The organism is Robertmurraya phoenicis (assembly GCF_047302285.1).
In the GTDB taxonomy this organism is placed as follows: domain Bacteria; phylum Bacillota; class Bacilli; order Bacillales; family Cytobacillaceae; genus Robertmurraya.
In genome coordinates this window covers 3,303,382-3,320,568 of record NZ_CP154845.1, presented here as the reverse complement: position 1 = coordinate 3,320,568, position 17,187 = coordinate 3,303,382, and the positions used below count along the sequence as shown (strand labels likewise).

18 protein-coding genes and 1 tRNA gene are annotated in these 17,187 nt (G+C 36.0%); 9 read left to right on the top strand and 10 right to left on the bottom strand.

All coding sequences use genetic code 11. The features are described 5' to 3' along the window. Window positions 1-5: 5 nt before the first annotated feature. The 4 genes from AA0X71_RS16545 to AA0X71_RS16530 all read right to left on the bottom strand — a co-directional run bounded on the left by AA0X71_RS16545 (window position 6) and on the right by AA0X71_RS16530 (window position 2,582). Entirely contained in the window at window positions 6-683 is a 678-nt protein-coding gene (locus AA0X71_RS16545) for a DUF421 domain-containing protein (RefSeq protein WP_413356410.1), read from the bottom strand. A 78-nt stretch (window positions 684-761) separates the two neighbouring features. Then, the gene (locus AA0X71_RS16540; RefSeq protein WP_413356409.1) at window positions 762-1,202 is read right to left on the bottom strand and encodes a GNAT family N-acetyltransferase; all 441 of its coding nucleotides are present in this window, start codon (window positions 1,200-1,202) and stop codon (window positions 762-764) included. Window positions 1,203-1,208: 6 nt separating this feature from the next. Then, window positions 1,209-1,721 (bottom strand): YjcG family protein, encoded by a 513-nt coding sequence (locus tag AA0X71_RS16535; RefSeq protein ID WP_413356408.1) that lies wholly within the window; start codon window positions 1,719-1,721, stop codon window positions 1,209-1,211. Window positions 1,722-1,853: 132 nt separating this feature from the next. Next, window positions 1,854-2,582 (bottom strand): alpha/beta hydrolase, encoded by a 729-nt coding sequence (locus AA0X71_RS16530; protein ID WP_413356407.1) that lies wholly within the window; start codon window positions 2,580-2,582, stop codon window positions 1,854-1,856. A gap of 220 nt (window positions 2,583-2,802) precedes the next feature. Between AA0X71_RS16530 and AA0X71_RS16525 the strand changes: the two genes are divergently transcribed. The 3 genes from AA0X71_RS16525 to AA0X71_RS16515 all read left to right on the top strand — a co-directional run bounded on the left by AA0X71_RS16525 (window position 2,803) and on the right by AA0X71_RS16515 (window position 6,443). Beyond that, window positions 2,803-3,822 carry a TAXI family TRAP transporter solute-binding subunit gene (locus tag AA0X71_RS16525; protein ID WP_413356406.1) on the top strand — a complete coding sequence of 340 codons (1,020 nt, stop codon included), beginning with the start codon at window positions 2,803-2,805 and terminating at the stop codon, window positions 3,820-3,822. 145 nt (window positions 3,823-3,967) lie between these two features. Further along, a complete protein-coding gene (locus AA0X71_RS16520) occupies window positions 3,968-4,495 on the top strand; it encodes a DUF1850 domain-containing protein (protein ID WP_413356405.1) in 528 nt (175 codons plus the stop codon). Beyond that, on the top strand, window positions 4,485-6,443 hold the full coding sequence (locus AA0X71_RS16515) for a TRAP transporter permease (RefSeq protein ID WP_413356404.1): 1,959 nt from the start codon (window positions 4,485-4,487) through the stop codon (window positions 6,441-6,443). The genes AA0X71_RS16520 and AA0X71_RS16515 overlap by 11 nt, the downstream gene beginning before the upstream one ends. Window positions 6,444-6,489: 46 nt before the next feature. Here the strand turns inward: AA0X71_RS16515 and AA0X71_RS16510 are convergent, their stop codons facing one another. Next, window positions 6,490-6,711, bottom strand: a complete 222-nt coding sequence (locus AA0X71_RS16510) for a hypothetical protein (protein WP_413356403.1) — start codon at window positions 6,709-6,711, stop codon at window positions 6,490-6,492. A gap of 171 nt (window positions 6,712-6,882) precedes the next feature. Here AA0X71_RS16510 and AA0X71_RS16505 point away from each other — a divergent pair. Then, a tRNA-Val gene (locus AA0X71_RS16505) sits at window positions 6,883-6,955 on the top strand. 284 nt (window positions 6,956-7,239) lie between these two features. Here the strand turns inward: AA0X71_RS16505 and AA0X71_RS16500 are convergent. The 3 genes from AA0X71_RS16500 to AA0X71_RS16490 are packed head-to-tail and all read right to left on the bottom strand — an operon-like array spanning window position 7,240 to window position 10,885. Then, the gene (locus tag AA0X71_RS16500) at window positions 7,240-8,355 is read right to left on the bottom strand and encodes a Ger(x)C family spore germination C-terminal domain-containing protein (protein WP_413356402.1); all 1,116 of its coding nucleotides are present in this window, start codon (window positions 8,353-8,355) and stop codon (window positions 7,240-7,242) included. Window positions 8,356-8,358: 3 nt separating this feature from the next. Beyond that, complete coding sequence (locus AA0X71_RS16495; RefSeq protein ID WP_413356401.1) at window positions 8,359-9,813, bottom strand: spore germination protein; 1,455 nt, start codon at window positions 9,811-9,813, stop codon at window positions 8,359-8,361. Beyond that, entirely contained in the window at window positions 9,794-10,885 is a 1,092-nt protein-coding gene (locus AA0X71_RS16490) for a GerAB/ArcD/ProY family transporter (RefSeq protein ID WP_413356400.1), read from the bottom strand. The genes AA0X71_RS16495 and AA0X71_RS16490 overlap by 20 nt, the downstream gene beginning before the upstream one ends. Window positions 10,886-11,439: 554 nt before the next feature. Here AA0X71_RS16490 and AA0X71_RS16485 point away from each other — a divergent pair. The 3 genes from AA0X71_RS16485 to AA0X71_RS16475 all read left to right on the top strand — a co-directional run bounded on the left by AA0X71_RS16485 (window position 11,440) and on the right by AA0X71_RS16475 (window position 12,931). Continuing rightward, complete coding sequence (locus AA0X71_RS16485) at window positions 11,440-11,877, top strand: NUDIX hydrolase (protein ID WP_413362645.1); 438 nt, start codon at window positions 11,440-11,442, stop codon at window positions 11,875-11,877. Window positions 11,878-12,281: 404 nt separating this feature from the next. Then, window positions 12,282-12,548, top strand: coding sequence for a hypothetical protein (locus AA0X71_RS16480; RefSeq protein WP_413356399.1), 267 nt, complete (start codon window positions 12,282-12,284; stop codon window positions 12,546-12,548). Beyond that, window positions 12,539-12,931, top strand: coding sequence for a hypothetical protein (locus tag AA0X71_RS16475; RefSeq protein ID WP_413356398.1), 393 nt, complete (start codon window positions 12,539-12,541; stop codon window positions 12,929-12,931). The genes AA0X71_RS16480 and AA0X71_RS16475 overlap by 10 nt, the downstream gene beginning before the upstream one ends. A 354-nt stretch (window positions 12,932-13,285) precedes the next feature. Here the strand turns inward: AA0X71_RS16475 and AA0X71_RS16470 are convergent, their stop codons facing one another. Both AA0X71_RS16470 and AA0X71_RS16465 read right to left on the bottom strand, forming a co-directional pair. Then, window positions 13,286-14,983, bottom strand: coding sequence for a M3 family oligoendopeptidase (locus AA0X71_RS16470; RefSeq protein ID WP_413356397.1), 1,698 nt, complete (start codon window positions 14,981-14,983; stop codon window positions 13,286-13,288). Between the two features lie 331 nt (window positions 14,984-15,314). Next, window positions 15,315-15,479, bottom strand: coding sequence for a winged helix-turn-helix transcriptional regulator (locus tag AA0X71_RS16465; protein ID WP_413362643.1), 165 nt, complete (start codon window positions 15,477-15,479; stop codon window positions 15,315-15,317). Window positions 15,480-15,690: 211 nt separating this feature from the next. Between AA0X71_RS16465 and AA0X71_RS16460 the strand changes: the two genes are divergently transcribed. Both AA0X71_RS16460 and AA0X71_RS16455 read left to right on the top strand, forming a co-directional pair. Further along, entirely contained in the window at window positions 15,691-15,837 is a 147-nt protein-coding gene (locus AA0X71_RS16460) for a metal-sensing transcriptional repressor (RefSeq protein WP_413362641.1), read from the top strand. A 474-nt stretch (window positions 15,838-16,311) separates the two neighbouring features. Further along, window positions 16,312-17,166 (top strand): redoxin domain-containing protein, encoded by an 855-nt coding sequence (locus AA0X71_RS16455; RefSeq protein WP_413356396.1) that lies wholly within the window; start codon window positions 16,312-16,314, stop codon window positions 17,164-17,166. The last annotated feature ends 21 nt before the right edge of the window (window positions 17,167-17,187 follow it).

The following is a 17,187-nucleotide window of genomic DNA, read 5'->3' as shown; positions in this document are numbered from 1 at the left end:
AGAAGTTAGTACTTTTGAATAAGTAATTCTTCTCCTTCTTGCCATTCGACATAGAGGACATCCTTTGTAGAGTGGACCCCCAATTTTTTCATTTCATATAAAAGTTTGTCTTCATCCCACTTAATAAACTGTAGGTTATCCTTTTCAATTTCTCCATCTAAAATTAACGTAACGGGCAACTTAACAGGAGACCGGGGCAGATTCATGTCCCGAATTGTGACATTAGAAAAGCCAGATTTTTTTAGTACACTAATGGATCCATCGGTTTCTAAAATGGCATACTCGCACTCCCGAATGGAGAAGATCTCTCTTGATCGAAGTAGATGTTGAAGTTGGTTGATATCTAAACGAGTTTTCTTCAAAGCTTCGTAATCAATTTTTCCCTTGCGAATGACGATCGTTGGCTGTCCCTCTAATAATTTTCTAAGCCCTTTCTTTTTCTGTGTTAATACTTCTGTTAAAAAAATGAGAAGCCCCCAGACGACGACAGCATAGATGACTTTTTGAAATTTAATGTCATCATCGTAGATGGCATTTCCAACTAACTCTCCTAAAATTAAGGCAGAGATAAAGTCGAAGGGGGTAATTTGTGTGATTTGTGTTTTCCCCATTACTTTGGTTAAAGCGAACAGAGCAATATATCCTAAAATCAGTTCAACGAGAATTTGTACATAATCATCCACGAGATTCCCTCATTCCCCATCATAATCATTCATTAGTATGAGAAATGAGGAGGAGAAATATAAGGAAAAAAGAGCCCTTTAGGCTCTTTTGTGTTCAAAAATATATTTCACCATGGTTTTATGTGGAATGCCTGCATCGAGAAATTCTTCTGAAACCACGTCATATCCTAAGCCTTCATAAAAAGGGATGGCGTGTGTTTGGGCATTTAGTTTAAGTTTCTCAATGCCTTCTTTTTTTGCGTATGCTTCAATGCCTTCCATGATGGCTCGTCCAGCACCGCTTTTTCGCTTGTGTTTGAGGACGCAAATTCTTTCCACTTTGCCGTACCCATCAACTACTCGAAATCGTCCAGCACCAATAGAATCCCCATCATCCTGAAGAAGAAAATGTGTAGATTCCTCTTCAAGGTGATCAATTTCTTCTTCAACAGATACATTTTGTTCATCAACAAAAACGATTTTTCGAACTCGATATACTTCTTCTAATTCTTCTTTATTCGTTACATGTAATAAATTCAAGTTTCTCTATTCCTTTCCTAAACGAAATGTTTCATATACGGTCCAAGAGCCATTTTCAAGCTGATAAAGAAGGTGGAAGCGATCCACAGCTTCTTCATGATTGACTGTTTGAAGTCTTAAGGAACCAAACACATCTGAATGTTCATCATTAGAGAGATTTTGGCCAACCGTGATATGTGGGACAAAAGCATATTCAGATGGACTATTAGCAACGACAGAAGTCACTGCCTCTTGTAAATCGACAATCTCTGGTTCTGGTGTTACCTTCATATAAATAACATTATTGACAGGTTGGAATGAGCTAAACTTTGTTACTTTTATTTGAAAAGGTGAAAACCGTTGAGCTGTCTGATGCAATTGTTCAGCCATTTCCTTAATAACCGTATCAGTCACTTCGAATGTACTTTTTAAGGTGATATGAGGAGGAATCAAGGCATAATGTGGGTCATATCTTTTTCGAAAAGAATTCGCTTTGTCTTGTAAAGCTTTGGATGGGAAAATAACAATTCCGTATTTCATTGTATAACCTCCAAAATTTGATCATTTATCAGGAACATACGCTAATACCAATTTCTTGAAAACGTTTCATATTTTTATTATAGCAAACAATGGGGGGCATTTCTCAAATAGAATGTTTGCTCTATTTAAAAATTAGGTAGGAAGCATCAACTTAAGGGCACGTTTTAGATCTGGTTGCCAATAGGTCCAAGTGTGATTTCCTTCGAATTCTTCATAAAAGTATGGAAAGGCTTTACTTTCAATCACAACATTCAAATCCCGATTCGGAGTTAGGAAATCTTCAATTTTGGCAACAGTGGTCTTAACCTCAGTCTCCTGCTTGCCAATGACATGATAAATGGAGAGCAAGTGTGGCTGGTCAAAATTAGCAACTTCCTCCATGACTTTTTCATTGACATAAGGTGACTGCAACATCACTTTCCCAAATGTATGAGGGAACTTTAAGGCAGCTCTTAATGAGACAGTTGCAGCGAGTGAATCCCCGATTAAAGCACGACCTTGGCCCATTTGATAGGTAGGGAACTGTTCGTCGAGAAAGGGAACAAGCTCCCTTGCAAGGAAACGTATGTATGCCTCATTTTGTTCTCCATTTGGATGATACTTTTTGCGTCGATCTTTTACATCATGATAGGGGATTCCTATAATGATGATATTTTCAATCTCTCTATTATTTAAAAGTTCTTCAGCTGTTCTTCCTATACGACCAAGTTGGAAGTAATCTCTTCCATCCTGAGCGATCAGTAGAGTATATTTATATAAAGGTGAGAATGAGGCTGGTAGATAGATTAATATCGGAATCGTTTCATTTAACTCCTTGCTCTCAAATGCAATTTCTGTAATTCTCCCTTTGGCAAATTCCATGCGAGTCCCTCCTTTTTTACTAAACTGTTATGAATTAATTACAGAGAATTGTACCACAGGAGGGTAAGAAATACATTCTTTTATCTCTTAGAAAATATGGAGATGAGTAGACTTGAGGAGGTAGCTATAGATGGGTTTATGTTATATAAGTTGACAATATTAGATAATTCTGTGATAAAATAAAATAGATTAACTCTAATAAAAATAAGGGGGAAAACGAATGAAAAAGAAGCAATTTCTATTACTAGCCGTTTTAATGTTGGCGTTATCAATGTTCTTAGCCGCATGTGGTGGTGGAGACAGTGAAGAAGGTAATGGCGCTGATAATGGTGGAACTGATTCAGATGATCAAGCAGGAGAAGAAAGTGCAGATCTTCCAGATTTCATGAGCATTTTAACTGGTGGAACTGGTGGTACATACTATCCACTAGGTGGGGCATTTGCTAGTATTATTAAAGACGAAACGGGTATCGACACAAACTCAGAAACATCTGGTGCTTCTGCTGAAAACATGACCACTTTAAAAAATGGTGATGCAGAAATCGCATTTACGCAAACCGATATCGCTTCTTATGCGGCAGAAGGAAAAGCGATGTTTGAAGGAAATGCAGTAGAAAATGTTCAAGCAATTGGGACATTATATCCTGAAACCATTCATATCGTTACAACTGCAAAAACTGGGATTAAATCCGTTGAAGACTTAAAGGGTAAGAAAGTTTCAATCGGTGCTCCTGGTTCAGGTACTGCTCTAAACGCAGAACAAATTCTTGAAGTGTACGGATTAACACTTGAAGATATTCAAAAGCAAGATCTTGATTTCGCTGAATCTACAGATGGAATCCAAGATGGAGCAATTGACGCTGCATTCGTTACAGCTGGTTCACCAGCAGGTGCTGTTGAAGGTTTATCAGCTACTTCAGATGTTGTCATCGTACCACTTGACCAAGACAAGATTGATGCATTAAAAGAGAAATATCCATACTATGTTAATGACGAAATCCCAGCTGGAACTTACGGCTTAGCAGATGCTGTTCCAACTGTAGCGGTTTCAGCTATGCTTGCAGTTGTGGATAGTCTTTCTGAAGATGCTGTTTATCAAATCACTAAGGCCATCTTCGAGAACTTAGATAAAGTACAACATGCAAAAGCGGAAGTCATCGATCCAGCTAAAGCAAAAGAAGGTACTGGTATTGAGATTCATCCAGGTGCTCAAAAGTACTATGATGAAAAAGGATATTAAAGCTAAATAGGACTTTGTTTAGCAGCTTCAAATAATTTGAAAAATGACCGGCTGTATAACCTCTTATAGGTTCATTAGCCGGTCAACTTATCTTTTAGAGATCATTTTTTCTAAAAAAAGACGCCATTTTATAGGTGGGGTTTACATGAAAAAGAAACAAAGAAAAGGTATCATCTTTTTAGTACCCCTCATAATTTTGTTCATCACATTTCTTGTATTCATTCCATTTAAGCAGGTACTCGTATTTGAATACAAAAATACGGAGGAAGTACTTGCCTACATCCCTTTAAAAAAGGAACAAGCTTTTAAAATTAAATATACCCATTCGATCCATCTTTCTGACGTTCTCGAAAGTTACAAGATTATAAAAAATGGGAATATTCAACAATATGAATTGATGTTTGAAGATTTTGCAATCGGAATGCCGTCTAATGCTTCAGAAGGTGAGACTTTTGAAGAGATTGATGGGAAATATTATATAAGAAATATGAAGCAAACTTTTCCTTATATTGATCTTCGCATCGGTCAGGTTCGAGCAAATCATCGGGTGATCTTTCAGTCAAATGAATATTCTCTTTCAGACTACATAGAACCAGGGACATGGGTGCGTATTAAAACGAGGAAGCTGAGCGTCATTCAGCAATTGAAAGGAGTGAACATCATTGAGTCATAATGGGGAAACATTGTCACAGGAAGAACAGCAAAAATTACTAGAAAAATACGATCCTGAATCGAACACGAGAAATTTAAGCGGAATATTTAAATGGATCGTATTCCTTGGATTATTATCCTTTTCCTTATTCCAGTTGTATACCGGGATCTTTGGTGTGTTAACGGCTCAATTACAGCGTTCCATCCACCTAGGATTTGCCTTATCTCTTATCTTCTTGCTTTTTCCAGCAAGGAAGAAAAATCGTGGAATTCAAACGAAACCAGCATGGTACGACATCATTTTGGCGATTGCAGCCATTGTAGTTGGTGCCTACTGGCCACTGATGATCGATGATTTAGTTTCAAGGGTTGGTATTATTACACAGTTAGACTTTTATGTTGGGGTTGCAGCAGTTTTACTTGTACTTGAAGCAACGAGAAGAGCTGTTGGAATGCCGATTACCATCATCGCAGGGCTCTTTTTACTGTATGCTCTATATGGACCGCAAATGCCTGGTTTCTTAGCACATAGAGGGTTGTCACCAGAACGATTAATTCAAACAATGTTTTATACAACAGAAGGAATTTTGGGAACACCTTTAGGCGTGTCCGCTACATTCATCTTCCTGTTCTTATTGTTTGGCGCATTTTTAGTGAAAACGGGAGTCGGGCAATATTTTAATGACTTGGCTGTTTCGATTGCAGGTAAGCAAACAGGTGGACCAGCGAAGGTTGCTATTTTCTCCAGTGCCCTGCAAGGAACCATTAGTGGAAGTTCTGTGGCAAACGTTGTAACTTCCGGATCATTTACAATTCCAATGATGAAAAAGCTTGGCTATAAGAAAGAATTTGCTGGTGGTGTTGAGGCAGCGGCTTCAACTGGAGGCCAGTTAATGCCACCAATTATGGGAGCGGCAGCGTTCTTGATGGTGGAATTTATCGGTGGAATTACGTATTGGGAAATCGCCAAAGCTGCAGCGATTCCAGCACTATTATACTTTACTGGAATTTGGATCATGACACACTTTGAAGCAAAACGAATTGGGTTACGAGGCTTAAAGAAAGAAGAAATGCCAAATCGTAAAGAAGTGTTGAAAAAGATCTACTTATTAACACCAATTTTAGCAGTTATTGTTCTTTTAATGACCGGAATGAGTGTCACTCGTGCAGCTCTATGGTCAATTGTGATCACGATTTTAGTAAGCGCGATTCGTAAGGAAACTCGAATCGGCTTTAAAGATATGATTAATGCGCTAGTAGATGGTGCGAGAACGGCTCTTGGTGTTGCCGCAGCCACTGCCGCAGCGGGGATTATCGTCGGGGTAGTGACAAAAACAGGTTTAGGTTTAAAGCTTGCGAACGGTTTATTAGACCTAGCAGGTGGTGCCCTAATACCGACTTTAATGCTGACGATGGTAGCATGTATTGTACTTGGAATGGGTTCACCAACTACCGCAAACTATGTTATCACATCAACCATTGCGGCTCCAGCTATCATTTTACTAGGAATTCCTGATTTATCTGCACACCTTTTCGTGTTCTATTTTGGGATTGTCGCAGACATCACACCTCCAGTTGCATTAGCTGCTTTTGCTGCAGCAGGGGTGTCCGGAGGAGAACCGATCAAGACAGGGGTCAATTCAGCAAAGCTGGCGATAGCCGCATTCATCATTCCATATATGTTCGTGCTCTCACCAGAATTGCTGATGATCGATACTACTTGGTATCATCTAATTTGGATTGTATTTACGGCGATTGCAGGTATGATGGCCATTGGCTCAGGTGTAATTGGATTCTGGCAAAGAAAGTTACACTGGTTAGAACGAATTCTTGGGATTGTCGGTGGTCTCATGCTGATTTATCCAGAGGGAATGTCCGATATCATTGGACTCGTGATCTTCTTGATCATCGTCGCTTTACAGTTTTTTGTTAATGGAAAAGGGAAAGCAAAACCAGAAATGGCGAACTAATAAATGTAAAGAAAGGAAGTTCTCGATTTGAATGAGAGCTTCCTTTTTAACTAATTTCTCGTTGAAATGTACGTACTGGCATCACGGATAAAATCTGCTTTGACTTAAAAATACGAGTTTGCTTTCGTAAATAGCAATATGCTCGGATTTTTGATCCGTTTATTTCTTTCACAATAATTTTTCGTTGTGTAATTTGATTGGAAGTAGAAATATAAATCATTTCAACAGGAATCTGCTCATTTAGAGACTTCGTTAGTAAATGACTCATGAAGCTTCACCACTTTCTGTTTAAATGCAAATTGCGACTTCTTGTTCTTATTATATGCGAACTTATGTTCTTTATTCAACAAAAAAAGAATATATGTTCCTGTTTTACAATAATAAAATCTATTGACAAATTATTTTAGACAAGTATAATAATATCTATACTTCATCAAACGATCTGTTAGCTCAGCTGGGAGAGCATCACCTTGACAGGGTGGGGGTCGGGGGTTCAAGTCCCTCACAGGTCATTAACTTAACGCTTAAAATATTATATAAAAGGGTTTCTGCCTCACGCAGAAACCCTTTTATATTTGAATATTCCTCTATTACTGAACAAACAACTAACCATAATTTTCACCCTTATTTCTAAGTTCATTTAAGTCATTTCCTCACATCTCAAAATATACAATTTATTTGATGAATTTCCCTTTTCAGTATCAAGATGAAATCTTGCAGTACCTATATAAATCCCTCACATAATTATTACGGTGTACATTTTCAAGAAATTAGATAACCCCAGTCTTGGGCCAACCTATCTTTTATATTGTACTGTCTTAATAATTTTAACTTTTACGTCTATTTTTTTGATGGAATCTTTATTAAATGAATTAATCGTTTTTATATCCCATTCATTTAAGTAATGTCGATAGGCCGTTTCGCTTATATTTAAAAGATCAGTTTGTATTACTTCACTTTTCTTCAAGGTTTTAACAATTTCTTCTTTTATTTTCTTTTCTACTTCCTTTCTTATTTTATCATTGCTAATATTATCCAGATTCTGTGTGATTTGAGCATCTACTTTCAGAGTAAAGTAATATTTGGGTGTTGGGCCACTAATGACCTTAACGATAGATTTAGGATTTTGTATCATCAAACTAACTTGCTCTTGAAACAGCGAATATGGAATATTGTTCGCTTCTTTTGATAACCATTTTATTCCTACTAAGTCTTCTTTTTCTATCCATCCTTTGAATTTTTGCTTTGAAATAGCAAAACCGCCAGTTACAGTTGATATATTTTTCTTCTTATCGTTCTCGGAAAAATTTGATTCATTTATGGAAATAGATGGAATGATAAAAGAACCTGCTGTCTCGTAATAGGAGGAGATAAATTTATTATACTCTTCAATAGGAATAAAAAAATTATTTTTTGTAAGTGATTTTGGATTGTGTATAATCGTAAAAGTCGAAGGGAAGTTAAAAAAACTTTCACCCAAAATGATTTCCTTGATATTCTCCCTCGTGCCAAAAAGCCAGATATTGTATCGTAAGAAAGGATGTTGTCCAATAAATTCTATCACAGAATTTAAACGATCCTTTATGACATTTTCGCTTAAAAGGATGGTATTAACATGTCCGTAGTAAAACGGCATCGCCGCATTTTGTTCTAAATGGTTTAGAGCCGATTGTATGCTCTTCGCCTTAGCTTCGCCAATTAACATAGGGACCGATTCTTGGAGTGATGTAGTTCCATCTTGTTTTGCGATATTCGCAAAATTTTGTGCTTGGGTAAATACGATAAATTCACCATCTTTGTAATCAAGCCCAATGCCTGTAATATAAGTTTGACTTTGAATTTCTTTTGCATCACAACTAACAAGATATAGAGTCACACTCCATAAAATGGTGACAAGAACCGTCTTTTTCATATCCTACTCCTTTTGTGTATCATCAACAGGCTGATATGCTTGGTTACGTTTCTTCATAAATTGAAGTGGTACCCTAATAAATGACTTGATGATATTACCTGAATTAGGTCTTGATAGATTTGCTAAATAGGGAAAACCAAAGCTTTGTAAAGAAACGAGTGAAGTGATAATGATGAAAAAGCCAAGAAAGAAGCCATATAATCCTAATAATGATGAAATGAATAATACAAAAAGCCGTAAAATTACGATATTGTTTGAAATGGTTTGATTAATAAGTATATATCCTGAAATAACTGTAATTGAGATTACGACTAAACACGAAGGAGAGGTTAATCCTGCACGAATAGCTGCATCACCGATAAATAAACCACCTAGAACAGCGACTGTTTGACCGACAGGTTTTGGGAGCCGCAGTCCAGCCTCCTTAAATAATTCAAATAAGGCGAGCATCAAAAATGTCTCCATCGCAGCGGAGAGTGGAAGACCTAACCGAGATGCCGATATGGTAGCGACAAGTGAATAAGGCAGTTGGTCTATTTGATAGGATATTAACGAGATATAAAAACCAGGCAAAAAAATGGTAATAAGAATCGCTATAAACCGAAAAACCCGAACAATGCTTGTGTAAAAGAAACTATCGTGCATATCTTCAGGCGAGTAGAAGGTTTGGTTAAAGTTTGCGGGACCTATTAAACAGGTTGGATTACCATCTACTAAAATGACAAATCTACCTTGTGTTAAGGCTTTCACTGCAAAATCAGGCCTTCCAGAATGATCCAATAAAGGAAATAGAGAAAAAGTTTTATCATATAGGCTTTCCTCAATTTCATAACTGCTAATGATAATATCCACTTTAATGGATTCCAATCTTTTTTTGACATCTTCTAAAATAGAAGGGTTGATAATATCGTCAATATACAGTAACACTATTTTGGTCCTACTCCTTTCTCCAAGGGAGTATTCAATACTCTTCAAAGAGGAGGTTTTTAATCTCTGACGAATTAACGCCATATTATCGGAAATATTTTCAACTAGTCCATCCCTTGGTCCCCTAACGGAGGATTCTAAATTTGATTCCTCAGGACTTCTCTTTGGAAATTTAGATACTGGAATAAAAAGTATGTCATCCAAATCATGACTAAAGAGGAGTAATTCACCTGAAAAGAGCTTTTCTTCTATCTCTTTTTTTGCGTCCATCAAATTTTGGGGTTTACTTATTTCGAGTACATTGCTCAATTGATTATGAGTTACGTCCCCATTCTTTTCCCACACATGATAAATAGCAGGAAAAATGACTTCATTCAACTTATTCATGTCAATTAATTGAGAGCAATACAGAAATTTTATTGTAATATCCTGATACGTTTTTTCTTTTACAATAATATCTGAAGAGGCTTCAAACCAAATACTTAATTGATTGATAATATCTTCTACTTTGTTAGTCTGTTTTTTCTTCATGTTGAACCCCCATCAAATGTATCAATACTAGAAATAATAGAAAGATGCCTACTTGAAATGCAAGGCTAATAGGAAAATAATAGTTCTTTAAGAATAAAAAAAATGAACTTGCATCCCATGGAATATACGCACTTATGATAATAACGAGATATAGGGTAGGGAGTACCCAATTTTTACTCCCATTCAAAGTGAATATCCTGTTGACAATAAACATCGATAAGCTAATACGAACAAATGCACCTGAAAGCCATTGAAAAATAGAGAGAAAATCTAAACGGGTAATGTGTACTCCAATTTTTAATAGTCTCCATTCCTCATAGGCAGGGTTTCTCATTTTTACTGCCTCGTGTGGTCCAAATTCAGAAATGGCTCCTGTCAGGGGTCCTAAGATTAAAAATACTAGCGTAATTCCAGTGACGATAAGCCACTTTGTTTTTAGTCTATCTTTGATAAAAGGAATCAAAAACAAAAAGAAAACGATATCAAACAACCCAGAAGATGAATACATAATTCCATGTAAAAATTGACTGTACCCATTTTCAAAAATAGGGAAGAGCAACTCGTAATTTTTATTTGGAGAATTTCCTATTCCAACAAAAAAACCAAAAATAGAAACAATGGGCAATGATATGAATGATATGGTACTTATTGTTAGTATTCCTTTAGATGTCGCATAATAACAAATCATGGCGAACGTTGTTATAATGACAATATCCGGAGTATCGAAGGTATAACTCCCTTTTGCCCATAAAAATGTGAATTTTAAAGTAATTAACGCAACTAGTAAGAAATAGGATCCTAGTAGGGTTATGAAAATAATGTATATCCAATTATAATGTAGTGTTTTTCGTAATATTGAAAGTATGTCTTCTTGTTTGTACATTTTTTTATATAGAAAGAAGAGGAGTAAGATCCAAAGAATAAAAGGAATTGTGCTGATAATGACACTTAACCAAGAATCTCTGTTAGAGGTGGATAGCAGTATTGGGATGATAAGGACATGTACCATAAAGCCGGTCGACATAATCATAAGTGCATATATATGAATGGCACTAATAAGCTTAGTATTCATCAATATCCTCCATATTTTCTATTTTTATATGGATATTTTTACCTATGAATTAACATTTATTCAAGAAATAGGCTAGTTTCAGTGCAACTATTTAAATCTTTTCAGTAAGCCCGACTGTAAATGAGACCAATTTGATGGCAACGTATTGCTAGCTATGTCGGCTAAAATTTATCTTCTTTGGCAACCAAAGTATCAGCATAAGAATGAGATCATTTTTAACAATGAGAAATCCGACTCCTCTTAAAGTATTTCATGTAAGTTGTCATGTCTCATTCAATATGTATTGAAACAATTATTAAAACCACGAGCTACCGATAGGGAATGATAGTGCCCATGTGATTTGTATGGATGTCGAAACCGGCACCTCATACATTTGAGAACCATACTTTAGTTGTATTACCAACAGGGTTATGTGAAAATTCATTAGGAGTCCATTTGCTGGTTAAAATAAATTAAGAACTAATTGAATGATGAGAAGGTATTTTAATTAACGATAGTCTTATAGTTTTCTGAAAAGTGTAAATATAAATAATTGGACTGAGGAGGTAAGTATGTTGTTCATTGTAAATGTAGAGGGTGCCATTTTTAAAGATGATAAATGGTTAATTATTGAACGGAGTAAAAAAGAAGAACATGCAGGTGGGTTACTATCTCTTGTTGGCGGTAAGGTTGAACAGGAAGGAAATTCATCAGATATTTTAGAAAGAACGGTGAAACGTGAAATATATGAAGAAGTGGGTGTAAAGGTGAAAGAACAATTAAAATACGTTCATTGTACATCTTTTGTAGCAGATTCGCGTAAAAATGTAGTTGATATAGTTTTTCTATGTGAATATGAATCTGGTAAGGCAATTGCCAATAGTCATGACGAAATAGAGTCTGTAAACTGGATGACAGCTCAACAAATATATGAACACCCTAATGCTCCCGATTATTTAAAGGAGAGTATTAAAAGGGCTGAGAACATTAAGAATGCAAATATTTCATTGTAAGGTTAGTTAAGGAGGAAATATGAATAAGAACATTTACATAATTAGACATTGTGAAGCGGTGGGGCAATCTGCTGATTCACCATTAATTATTAACAGAAAAAGGATTCATTCAAGCATTGTTTAAAAGGGCAAATATTGACCATGTCTTTTCAAGTCTTTACAAACGTGTGATTTAAACAGTTGAAGAAATTGCTAAATAAGTAAATAAAGATTTTATAGTCATCAATTAAAAGGCTTAAATCCTTGTGTTTCGGGGCTTGGGTCTTTTTATGTTTGAGAAAAATAGCTGATATTGTCGAAAGTGTGGTAATGCCAATATTTTCGTTAAATCATGTTCAAATTGGCTTAGTAAACATGTAAGTATGTGCTAAAATTAGATTAAGAATGAATGTGGAGGGATGAAGATGGAGTGGGGGTTAATACGTGATCAATATCCAGATAAGTTAGTATTAGTAGAAGCATTATCTACGACATCAAAAGACAGAATTCGAACAGTTGAAGAAATGTCTATCATCTCAATTTTTGAAGATAATATGGATGCATGGAACGCATACAAAAAAACTCACAAAGAAAACCCAGAAAAAGAAATATATGTTTTTCATACATCTAAAGAAAAACCAGAAGTAATTGAAAAATTTTTTAATGGTGTACGAGGCGGAAGATGGAATTAAGAGTAGAAAACGGCCTATTATTAGCTAAATTGGTTTTAGAGTATAAGGGAACTAGATTAGAGCTAGATAATGTTTTAGTAGATACAGGGTGTTCAGTTACTATTTTTGATACTGACTTAATGGCAGAAATTGATATATATATTGATTATATTAATGGTATACCTATAACTATGTATGGAATAGGTGGAAAAGGAGAGGTATGTAATCAACAAATAGTCAATGATTTATTTATTGATGGGCAGTTATTAAATAATTTCCCTCTTCAGTTAGGAATAACAAAGGATTCTTACGGTTTTGATGGTTTTATAGGACTTGATTTTATGTTGGAAATTAATATGATAATGGATTTCTCCTCATTAGGGATAAGTTATAAGAATTTATAAAGTGCTGTCAATATGATGGCGTTTTTTTGTTTTGAAAACCTTGCAGTGCTCAATTAGACATATTTAACTGAGTCGCACTAGATTGATTCACATAATTAAGATTGAAAGGTGAGAGTCTGGAGTTCAAGTCCCTCACAGGTCATTAAATTTAAAAGGCTCAAATCCTTTTGTATAAAAAGTTTGGGCTTGTTTTGTTATATGTAACTTAATTGAAAGGATAGTAGATCCTCATACTTTCTTTTTCTCGAACAATCGGAATGTTTTCAGACAGATATTTTATGAGTAATGCAAAAGGCACAACTAGATATCACGCTAGTTGTGCCTTATTTGCGAACGTCTGATGCTACCACTCCATTAATGAATATCTTGTATCACTTTTTCTAGGAATTCACCCATACGTTTAACGGCTGGCTCTGAAAAATCAAAGCTGACGCCAGTTTCTTCATAAATGGCTGCAATGGATTGATTGTAGTCCGCACTCGCACCTTTTTTAAAGGATTCAATCGCTTGTTTTGGGTCTTTCTGATAATTCTCAAGTAATTGTAGAGCGCCAAGCATCGACATGGAGTATTCAATATTATAAAAAGGATACTGGAAATAATGAATGGTGCCTGCCCAGCTCATCCCAATTTCTTCTTCAAACCCAGTAGTGTCGACAGGGTTTAAACCATAACGTTTGGAGATTTCAAAGTATTTTTGATCACGCTCTTTAGCCGTGTGGTTAGGGTTCATATACATCCAATGCTGGAAAAGATCTCCTGATAATGGACCGAACAACATCGTAAAGGCTCTTCTCAGTTCTTCCCTCTGCGCACTTTTAAAGTCTTCCTCATCTGGATAAAAACGATCAAGCTTATCCAATAAGAGCAATTCCATTCCATGAGAATACAACTCAGCTACTTCCGATCGGAGTTGGTAGTCTTCTATAGGACCGTGCTCGGAAAACTCAAGGTATCCATTTACCGCATGACCCATCTCATGAATTAAGGCGATTAGTGAGAAAAAGGATGGACTAATGTTTGCAAAAACAAAGGTATCCCCAGAGACAGGTAAGAAGGTACAGAAACCACCTGGGCTTTTTCCTTTTCGATCACCAAGATCTAGTAACCCATTCTCTCTCATATAATCAAATCGCTCTGCAAAATAAGGATCGGTTTTACCTAACATTTCTGATACACCATCCATAAGAGTAGAGACTTCGGCATATGGAGGATTTTTCATCAATTTAGCCGTGTTGTCCCAAGGGCGGTAGGTATCAACACCAAGTTTGGATTTAAAAACGTCTGCGAGTCGATTCCATGCTGGGATAATATGTTTTTCTGTATTTTCATGGAAGTCATAGCAATCTTTGACCGAATACTCACGATTTTTGACGACGAACATATAATCGCGATAATTATCAAATCCCGCATTTAAAGCAATTTGATGGCGGACTTGAATGAGTTCATTCATGAGGGCATCCATTTCTGGCTTAATTTGACGAAAGGCTGACCCCATCTTGTTAAAAGCTTTTTCGCGAACGGCTCGGTCTAGATGATCGAGCTGGGATTGGATAAACGGGAAAGGCTTTTCCTCACCATCCCACTCAACGGTTAAGCCTCCCATAATTTCACTATATTTAGTAGCAATTTCTTGTTCTTTTACCATCAAAGGAATGTTTTCTTCTCTGAACAATTTAACTTTGGATTCACGTACTGTTCGCATAAGGCCGTAACGTTTGTCCTCTAATTGGTGAAAAAAAGGAGAATTACAGCATTTTTCATTCAGTTTGGCTTCATATTTCATTAAAAGAGGTTGGACGACTTGCTGATCATGAAGATAAGTAGATTTAATTTCTGCATCCTCAGTGTTTCGAAGGAAGTCCACTTGGTGACCTGTCATCGCTTCTTCAATTTGAATCATTACATTCTTTTCATCTTTTAACCAATTTTCTAGGTCTGAAACGGATTCAATTGGGACATCGAGTAAACGTTGAATTTGAGCTTCTAATCCGTCTACATCCTGTAAATCAATTAATTCTTTATAATAGTTATGACTTAATTGTTGTGCCATGAATGACTCTCCTTCTCCATTTTTAAATTTTCTCAATATTTATATTATCATATAATCGAATTCAAGTTCATAAAACTAGTTTTTAAATAGGGGGAATTATAGAAGACTTACGAATCATCTGACTACATTATGTAGATCATGATTGGAATGGGATGCATAACACAAATATGACAAAATAATAAAAATGTTACGGTTTAACGTGTTTACATACGTTTGGCTAAGAGGCTTTCAGCAAGTTTGATTTTATCCAATCTTTGTTGGTCGAAACTCTGTCGCCTGTTGGCTTGTTACTATCTTGGAATCAATTTATCCTGTAAAAGAATTTGATTTCCTATATATCCATTTTTTCTGTATGTGACTCCTTATTAATCATTGCTTGATAACCTAAACCCCATTCTGCCATTACATTAATAATTGGTCTTAGTGTGTTTCCTAAATCGCTTAGATAATACTCTACTCTCGGTGGAACCTCTGCATAAACTTGACGTCCTACGATTCCGTCTTCTTAAATAAGGGGACGGTTCCTCTGTTTCCTTCGGATCTCGAAGGAAATAGAAGGGCCGTCTCTATGTTTCGGTTGACTTTATACCCTTAGGGGTATAAAGTGGAAATATGAGCACCTTATTCCTTTTAAGAAAGGTTAATTTATGAAATATTATGTTCAAATGAAAAATAGAGTTAAACGGATTGAGGGATAATTAAGAGGTATTTTAAGAGTGATGGAAGAAAACAAAGATTGTAAAGAAGTTATTACACAGCTTTCTGCTACGAGAGCAGCCATTGATCGTACAATTGGCGTGATTGTTAGCACAAACTTAGTAGAATGTGTTCAAAACGCAGAACACCAGAAATAAATGGAAGACATTGTAAGTGAAGCAGTTGAACTCTTGGTGAAAAGCAGATAAGAGAGGATCGGCCTCTTTTATTTTGATGATAATAATACCCTTATGGGTAAAAGGGGCTTGATTTAATGGGATGTAAAGTAAAGTCACTTTAAAGGGTGCAAATTAGTTTGTTAAAAATAAGCTCAGGAGGTATTGTGATGTCCAATAAAGAAAGACAGACACAGAATTGTACCAGTAATGGTTCTTGAGGAATTAGTCCGAAAAAGGTTTCTGGGAATGGAAAACAGGTTAAACAACCGTTTCCAATATGACCGGGGACTTTCGTATGGCTCCTGGCAGGAGTCGCTTATCTGATTTATAAAGCGTTCAGTTGGTTTTTTTAGCGGCCAATATAAAATGTCTAAATGAATTTTTTGACAAATGTTCAAAATATAGAAGGAGGAGATACAAATAGAGGTTGTCCAAATTGGTTCTATTACCATTATGATGAAATGGCTTGTTCTTGGTATGGCCATTGTGATCGGTTTTATTATTCTGAAACTATGGTTACGGCATTCACAAGAAGAAGAATCTAGAAAGCAATTGTTTGAGCTGACATTAAATAGTGTTTTCTGGGCCTTTGTAATTTGGAAAGGCAGTTTACTGTTGTGGGAGCCGAAATTAGTTATTGAAAGTCCGATGTCTTTATTGTATTTTACTGGTGGCATGAAGGGCTTGATTCTAGGTATATTTGGTGCTCTAATTTATTTTATTCTGGAAGCCAGAAAATTAAAGATAGCAAATTTTGCGATTCTGCAGACTACGGCTGTTTTTGCCTTTGCAGTTATGAGTGGATATTTTCTAGTAAATCTCATTTTGAATCATGATCAGCCAGAAGTAAATACTGCTGGTAAAGAGGCAGTAGAAATTGGGCTCCATGAAGGGAATAAAGCACCGGATTTTCAACTAAAGACTGTAAATGGCACTGAGGAAAAGCTCTCTGATATGGTAGGGAAAATAGTAATCGTAAACTTTTGGGCAAGTTGGTGTCCACCTTGTAAAGCAGAAATTCCACACATGCAGAATTTCTATGATTCAACGGAAAATTCAAAAGTAGAAATTCTCGCCATTAATTTGACCAAATCAGAAAAAGAGCCAGAGAATGTAAAACAATTTATGCAAGAGAGAAATGTGACTTTTCCTGTTTTACTCGACCAAGATGGAGATGTGGCTGCACAATACCAAGCGATAACGATTCCGACAAGTTATGTCATTGATTCTCAAGGGATTGTTCGAAAAAAAATCGTAGGGCCTATGGATAAGGAGATGATGAACCAATTAACTGAAAATATCGAATGAAGGGGATTTTGCTTAAGGTTC

Excerpts from the sequence above, each read along its gene's own strand:
- AA0X71_RS16535 (WP_413356408.1), bottom strand. The coding sequence starts at position 1,721 with ATGAAATACGGAATTGTTATTTTCCCATCCAAAGCTTTACAAGACAAA.
- AA0X71_RS16530 (WP_413356407.1), bottom strand. The coding sequence starts at position 2,582 with ATGGAATTTGCCAAAGGGAGAATTACAGAAATTGCATTTGAGAGCAAG.
- AA0X71_RS16525 (WP_413356406.1), top strand. The coding sequence starts at position 2,803 with ATGAAAAAGAAGCAATTTCTATTACTAGCCGTTTTAATGTTGGCGTTA.
- AA0X71_RS16520 (WP_413356405.1), top strand. The coding sequence starts at position 3,968 with ATGAAAAAGAAACAAAGAAAAGGTATCATCTTTTTAGTACCCCTCATA.
- AA0X71_RS16510 (WP_413356403.1), bottom strand. The coding sequence starts at position 6,711 with ATGAGTCATTTACTAACGAAGTCTCTAAATGAGCAGATTCCTGTTGAA.
- AA0X71_RS16500 (WP_413356402.1), bottom strand. The coding sequence starts at position 8,355 with ATGAAAAAGACGGTTCTTGTCACCATTTTATGGAGTGTGACTCTATAT.
- AA0X71_RS16495 (WP_413356401.1), bottom strand. The coding sequence starts at position 9,813 with ATGAAGAAAAAACAGACTAACAAAGTAGAAGATATTATCAATCAATTA.
- AA0X71_RS16490 (WP_413356400.1), bottom strand. The coding sequence starts at position 10,885 with ATGAATACTAAGCTTATTAGTGCCATTCATATATATGCACTTATGATT.
- AA0X71_RS16480 (WP_413356399.1), top strand. The coding sequence starts at position 12,282 with ATGGAGTGGGGGTTAATACGTGATCAATATCCAGATAAGTTAGTATTA.
- AA0X71_RS16475 (WP_413356398.1), top strand. The coding sequence starts at position 12,539 with ATGGAATTAAGAGTAGAAAACGGCCTATTATTAGCTAAATTGGTTTTA.
- AA0X71_RS16470 (WP_413356397.1), bottom strand. The coding sequence starts at position 14,983 with ATGGCACAACAATTAAGTCATAACTATTATAAAGAATTAATTGATTTA.
- AA0X71_RS16455 (WP_413356396.1), top strand. The coding sequence starts at position 16,312 with ATGATGAAATGGCTTGTTCTTGGTATGGCCATTGTGATCGGTTTTATT.